This window comes from Flavobacterium sp. AJR, assembly GCF_002156885.1.
GTDB lineage: Bacteria > Bacteroidota > Bacteroidia > Flavobacteriales > Flavobacteriaceae > Flavobacterium.
Genome location: NZ_NCWQ01000198.1, coordinates 1 through 1118, shown reverse-complemented (window position 1 = coordinate 1118; position 1118 = coordinate 1). Strand labels below are relative to the sequence as shown.

Annotated in this window: 2 protein-coding genes; one reads left to right on the top strand and one right to left on the bottom strand. The window is 28.4% G+C overall.

Translation table 11 applies throughout. The features are described from left to right. Positions 1-152: 152 nt before the first annotated feature. A complete protein-coding gene (locus B8T70_RS23525; RefSeq protein WP_039112125.1) occupies positions 153-614 on the top strand; it encodes a DUF1810 domain-containing protein in 462 nt (153 codons plus the stop codon). A gap of 92 nt (positions 615-706) precedes the next feature. Here B8T70_RS23525 and B8T70_RS23520 read toward each other — a convergent pair whose 3' ends face one another. Beyond that, entirely contained in the window at positions 707-976 is a 270-nt protein-coding gene (locus tag B8T70_RS23520) for a hypothetical protein (RefSeq protein WP_086896437.1), read from the bottom strand. Positions 977-1118 lie beyond the last annotated feature (142 nt).

The following is a 1118-nucleotide window of genomic DNA, read 5'->3' as shown; positions in this document are numbered from 1 at the left end:
TATATCAGTTATTTGAAGCTGTTTTTTATAAAATTTTAAGTAAGATTATTACTCAACTTAGTCATAAAACTCACATAGTCTGAGTCTTCCATTAGGAAGAACCTATATTTTTTAGTATTTTTGCACCCTTTTTTACACAATATAATACAACAATGGCACATTCAAACAATGATTTAATCCGTTTTTTAGAAGCGCAAAACCAGCTGTATCTTACCGCTCTTTCTGAAATTAAAAAGGGGAAAAAAGAAACCCACTGGATGTGGTTTATTTTTCCACAAATTACGGGTTTAGGCACTAGCGATACAGCCAATTTTTATGCTATTACCGATTTAAAAGAAGCTACAGAATTTGCAGCACACCCAATTTTGGGAAAACACCTTGTTGAGATTTCTGAGCTTTTATTGACTTTTAAAATGAAATCAGCAGAATCACTTCTGGGAGAGTTAGACGCTAGAAAATTACGTTCTTCGATGACGCTTTTTAGTTTAGTAGAAAACTGTCACCCTATTTTTCAGGAAATATTAAATGCTTTTTTCTCAGGAGAACAAGACCCACGCACTTTGACCATTATTAATTCAATTATAGAGCAATCTATTGAAACAACTACGCTGTAATTATACAGTAATGTAATAGATTATTTACTCAAAAAAAGACACTACATTGTATTTGCTTTCGCAAATCGGTAGTGTCTTTTTAGTTTTGTTAATTAGTAAAGAAATTCATCAATAAATTCGTTTTCTTCATTGATATATAGATAATATGAACTAACATTTACGTCATCATCTTGGTGATGAAGTTCTAATCTTATTTCGATACATGGTGTCGGAATGAATTCATGATCAACTAATATTGAGATTGATTTATTTACAATCTTACTTATGTTGTCTAAATATTCTTTATCAATATTATAATAATATTTAATAGCTAAATTATAAAACTCTTCTTTCTTATCTGAAATGTCTTTATAGGAGTCCATGTTATGTATTATTAATGAAATGTAAAATATTCATTCTTTTAGTATTAGTAATAGTTACAATTTCAGAAGTACTAAAATTTATTATTATTGATAATTTATTTTTTTGATCTCTGTATTAGCTCCTCAAAGTACACATTATAAT

What these genes read in the sequence shown, in the direction of transcription:
- B8T70_RS23525 (WP_039112125.1), top strand. Translation starts at nt 153, where the DNA reads ATGGCACATTCAAACAATGATTTAATCCGTTTTTTAGAAGCGCAAAAC.
- B8T70_RS23520 (WP_086896437.1), bottom strand. Translation starts at nt 976, where the DNA reads ATGGACTCCTATAAAGACATTTCAGATAAGAAAGAAGAGTTTTATAAT.